This window comes from Novosphingobium sp. (assembly GCF_037133355.1).
GTDB lineage: Bacteria > Pseudomonadota > Alphaproteobacteria > Sphingomonadales > Sphingomonadaceae > Novosphingobium.
The window spans coordinates 1-4668 of the sequence record NZ_JBAXOI010000045.1 but is presented as its reverse complement, the minus strand read 5'-3'; the positions used below and the strand labels follow the sequence as shown (position 1 = coordinate 4668).

At 60.5% G+C, this 4668-nt stretch carries 4 protein-coding genes; 1 reads left to right on the top strand and 3 read right to left on the bottom strand.

All coding sequences use genetic code 11. From position 1 onward, the window contains the following. The first annotated feature begins 87 nt into the window (after positions 1–87). Positions 88–1065: a fumarylacetoacetate hydrolase family protein gene (locus tag WCL10_RS20400; RefSeq protein WP_336897480.1), complete on the top strand. Its 978-nt coding sequence runs from the start codon at positions 88–90 to the stop codon at positions 1063–1065. On the opposite strand, the gene WCL10_RS20395 is transcribed toward WCL10_RS20400, so the two are convergent. From WCL10_RS20395 to WCL10_RS20385, 3 genes are read right to left on the bottom strand one after another with little or no spacing between them, the layout of a single operon-like run. Then, positions 1062–2051, bottom strand: coding sequence for an aminoglycoside phosphotransferase family protein (locus tag WCL10_RS20395; protein ID WP_336897479.1), 990 nt, complete (start codon positions 2049–2051; stop codon positions 1062–1064). The genes WCL10_RS20400 and WCL10_RS20395 overlap by 4 nt on opposite strands. After that, positions 2048–3322 (bottom strand): phosphopyruvate hydratase, encoded by a 1275-nt coding sequence (gene eno / locus WCL10_RS20390; protein ID WP_336897478.1) that lies wholly within the window; start codon positions 3320–3322, stop codon positions 2048–2050. Before eno ends, WCL10_RS20395 begins: the two co-directional genes overlap by 4 nt. Beyond that, complete coding sequence (locus WCL10_RS20385; protein ID WP_336897477.1) at positions 3319–4278, bottom strand: C-terminal binding protein; 960 nt, start codon at positions 4276–4278, stop codon at positions 3319–3321. The genes eno and WCL10_RS20385 overlap by 4 nt, the downstream gene beginning before the upstream one ends. Positions 4279–4668: the final 390 nt, after the last annotated feature.

The following is a 4668-nucleotide window of genomic DNA, read 5'->3' as shown; positions in this document are numbered from 1 at the left end:
GCCGGTGCATGGGCTTCGGGCTGGGCCAGCCAATTCGCTTCGCAGGAAGCATAGCAGGCAGACCAATTCGCAAGCGAGGAGCCGCACATGTCAGCGATGTATGGACTTGGCACATTTTCAGTAGGAGCAGATGCTCCCTGGCCCGGGGTGATCTGCGCTGATGCTGTGTTGCCGCTCGCAGGATTGCTCGATACGGCCCCTAGCGACCTTCTAGCACTATTTCAGGACTGGCCGCGCTGGTCAAAGCTGATTGATGCGGCGATGGAAACAATAGACCTATCGCGCTGGCAGCCGATCACAGAATTGACTGTCCATCTGCCTTATCGACCGGAAAATCTCCTCGGCGCCGGCGCAAACTATCGGCGACACGTCATCGAGCTGATCGTCGACAAGGGTGCAGGCGGCACCGTTCACCTGAATAGGGAAGACCGCCTGGCCCATGGCATCGCCCTCATGGACAGGCGTGCGCGCGACGGCAAGCCCTTCGCCTTTGTTGCGCTGCGCAGTGCCATCGCCGGGCCGTTCGATGAACTGGTGGTGCCGCACGACCAAAGCGAACCGGATTGGGAAATTGAAATGGCCGTCGTGATCGGCAAGGCTTGTCGGCGTGTCTCGCGCGATACCGCCATGGAACACGTGGCAGGCTACACCATCGCCAACGATATCACCGCTCGCGAACTGGTTGATCGACCGGACATTCCCCAAATGGGGATGGACTGGGTATCCAGCAAATCCGCGCCCGGTTTCAAGATCATTGGCCCGTACATCACACCGGCGCGCTTTGTCGCTGACCCGCAGAAGCTGCATTTGCGGCTGAAGCTTAACGGCAAGACGATGCAGGACGAGAGCACTGATGACATGATCTTTGGAGTGGCCCGGTTGATCGAGTTCATGTCAGCCCATGCGCAGCTTGAAGCGGGTGACATCATCATGACCGGCAGTCCCTCTGGCAATGGCACGCATTACAATAGATTTTTGCGCGAAGGTGACGTGATGGAAGCTGAATGCGAGGGGTTGCTGGGCGTTCAGCGGACCGTGTGCCGCCTCGAATCCAAGACCAACTAACCGAGCAAAACTGCGGCTGCGTCTGCCAAACGGGTAGCACCGTGCCCGATCGCACCGCGCGCTGCCTTGCGCAAAGCCTGACGCGTGTTCTCGTCAAGATATTCGACCGGCGATTTGCCATCCACCCGGGCCAGCGCAAGCATTGGCAGCAGCGTTGCTGCGCGAGTTTCCAGGCAAACCGGGTCTTCCCAAGTGATGCTCGGGCGGTAGCCATCAAACAGTGCGGTGAAACATGCCGCGAGGGCTTCGCCTGCGCCTGAGACGACTCGCGCCTTGATCAGCAGATGGTTGAGGCAGAAGGCCAGATCGAATGCCGGATCGCCCCACCAAGCGCATTCGCTATCGAGGAGGACTGGTCCGCCGGTACCCAACATGATGTTCTTGGGGCTGACATCGCCATGCACCAGCACAAGCTTGGTAGCCTCGGTAAGCGCTGCCGCCGCTTCGAAACTCGGAGCAATATCAGGATGCGCTCGCGCTGTGGCCAGCAGATAGGCATCAATGCGCAAGGCATGGAACATATCATCTGTAGCAAATTGACTGGCGAGATCGGGCATCGACGAGGTTGCTGCGTGAATGCGGCCGAGCACCCGCCCCACCGCAGCCGCAGCCTTTACATCGACATGACCGGCCAGCAGGTCATCCTTCCACAGCCGGTGGTTTGTGGGTTCAAGCCAGGCCATGGCAAACAGGCCTCGCGCAGGGTCGTGCGCGATCGGCTGCGGCACATGCCCTGGCGCGATCTGCATGACCCGCTCCATGTAGGCCCATTCAAAGGCATTGCGATCTGTCGACACATGCCACTCTGCCGCAACTTTCAGCGTTGCCAGCGCGCGTTTGACACAGAATTGGCGTGTCCCCGTATCTACGCGCCAGATGTCTGACGACACACCGCCGGTCAGCGGCGTCCAAGTTGCCACCTGCCCCGGCTCCACCAGCCCGGCATCGATCAGAAAGTCATCCAAGGCTGCTTCGCGCGCCGTCACAGCGGCGCGATTCCGCTTTTGCCGCACCAAGCCAGCTCTGCCTCCTCAAGCCGCAAAAGCTGGTTGTATTTGGCCAGTCGCTCAGAATTGCGGACTGAGCCGATCTTGATCTGTCCGCCAGCAACCCCGACGGCAAAATCGGCGAGGAAATCGTCTTCTGTCTCCCCTGATCGTGCTGAGATCACCGTTGCATAACCGCCTTTGCGGGCCGCAGCGATGGCATCGAGTGTGCCCGAAAACGTGCCGTTCTGATTGACCTTGATCAGCGCAGCATTGGCCGCAGCGCTTGCAACACCGCGCTCGATCCGCACCGGCTGGGTTGCAAAGAGGTCGTCGCCGACCAGCTGTATCCGGTTCAGGCGCGCCGTCATCGCGGGCCAATGCCCCCAGTCCTCCTCGCCCAAACCATCCTCGATGGACACGATGGGATAACGTTCCACCCATTCGGTCTGCATGTCGATCATAGCTGCTGGATCAAGATCACGCCCCAGCCGCTCGAAGCGATAGAGGCCATTGGCGCCGATCAGTGACGATGACGCGATATCGAGCGCGATAACTGCATCCCGCCCCGGCTCCAGCCCGGCTGCGACAAACGCATTCACCATGAGGTCAAGCGCGTCTTCAGACGCCGCGAACCCGGGGGACAACCCGCCTTCGTCCGCTAGCAACGTCGTGATTCCACGCTCCACGCACAAGGTCGTGGCGCTTAAGCGCACCCGACAGACCCAGTCGAGCGCCTGCGCATAACTGGTTGCACCGATCGGGATCATGAGGAAGTCCTGAACATCCATCCCCCGCCCTGCATGAAGTCCGCCCGACAGGATATTGACCATCGGCATGGGCATGGTCGGCGCGGTGCCTGCAAGATCTGCAATTCGGCGAAACAGCGGCTGATTAGCAGCAGCCGCACTCGCACGCACGGCAGCAAGGCTGACTGCAAGCGTTGCGTTCGCTCCAAGCCGTGCAAGATTGTCCGTGCCATCAAGTTCGCGCATCGCGGCGTCGAGCCCGGCCTGATCGCCTATATCCCGCCCGATGAGAGCAGGTGCGATTATGTCCCGAACATTGGCAACTGCGCGCGATGTGCCAAGGCCGCTCCATGCCTCGCCGCCATCGCGCAATTCCAAAGCTTCCGCCTTGCCCGTCGAAGCGCCCGAAGGCACCGAGGCGCGTCCGCACGCTCCGCTGTCGAGCGTGATGTCTGCCTCCACAGTTGGACGCCCCCGGCTATCGAGAATCTGCCGGGCGAAGATGCTGGAAATGCAGGTCATGAATTATCCGGATGGTTGCAGGGGAAATGTGGCCGCTCTCCGGCCAGCACACGAACCACTTCTTCCGCAGCACGGCGGCGCAGTTCGTCCAGCGAGGCACCCGAAGAAAACGCGATATGCGGCGTCACGATGACGTCCCTCCGTTCGACCAGGGATCGTGGCGGATTGGGCTCGCCATCAATAACATCGAGACCCGCGCCCGAAAGGCGTCCGTCGACAATTGCAGCCAGCAGCGCGTCATTGTCGATGATCTGGCCGCGGCTGACGTTGATGAGAAAGGCACCTCGCTTCATTTTGGCGAGGGTTTCGGCATCGAAGAGTTGCCTTGTCTCGTCTGTCAGCGGCGCGTGAATAATGACAGCGTCGGAGCGCTCAAGAAGTTCATCGAATGTCACGAATGCAAGGGATGATGTGGGCCGCGGCTGGCGGCTATGGCCGAGCAAGGTGCAACCGAAGGCGGCCAGCCGCTGTGTTGTTGCCGATCCGATCCGGCCAACCCCGAATATTCCGACGGTCAGATCGGAAACACGCCGAAGCGTGGCCTTTGCCGGGTTCCATTCACCACGTTTGACATCGGCATCATACGCCGCCGTCCCCCGCGCCCAATCCAGCAACAACGCGACCGCGTGATCAGCCACTTCGGATGTACAATAGTCCGGCACGTTAGCGACCCAGGCGCCGCGCGCCGATGCTGCGGCGACCGCGATATTGTCGAGACCGACGCCGATCCGCTGAACGATTTTCAGCGCGCGCGGAGCAGCAATGGCCTCTGCGGAAACCTGTGCCCAGCAGGTCATGATCGCCGCAGGATCATGCGCACGAACGAGCGCTTCGATACCTTCGGCAGGAAGCGGCACGGATGGCCCGACCACGAGTTCATGCCCGGCCGCCTCGACAATGGCACGCTCGAGGGAAACATCCGGCCATGCGAAATCAGTCTGTAGAACGATCGCCATGTCAGCCCTTATTGCCTCCGGTCAGCCCGTCGCCGCGATGTTTATCGCTTGCTTATGGATGCCTGGTGACGAGCACAAATCGGCAGAATCTGAGACTTAAATCGGCGCCATCAATAGCTCCTAATCGTATCAATCGCATTTCCATCGCACGCCTCTCAGTTTAGCACCGACAGTGCGCCAAGTGGCGCACACGGAGAGGCGTTCGGGTTTGAGGAGAGCAGAGGCGAAGGCAGCGGGCCATCGCTTGTACGCGATCCGATTGCGGCACATCTCCCTTTGTGCGCCGCGCCAGATAGAGGCCAACTAATCAATGACACGCCGATTTGTCGATCTGTCGTGACCTGCCCCCCGAAAGATCCCTCGATCTGATGTAGAGTCTGCCCATTGGAA

Coding starts and splice junctions, on each gene's coding strand:
- eno (WP_336897478.1), bottom strand. CDS start 3,322: ATGACCTGCATTTCCAGCATCTTCGCCCGGCAGATTCTCGATAGCCGG.
- WCL10_RS20385 (WP_336897477.1), bottom strand. CDS start 4,278: ATGGCGATCGTTCTACAGACTGATTTCGCATGGCCGGATGTTTCCCTC.
- WCL10_RS20400 (WP_336897480.1), top strand. CDS start 88: ATGTCAGCGATGTATGGACTTGGCACATTTTCAGTAGGAGCAGATGCT.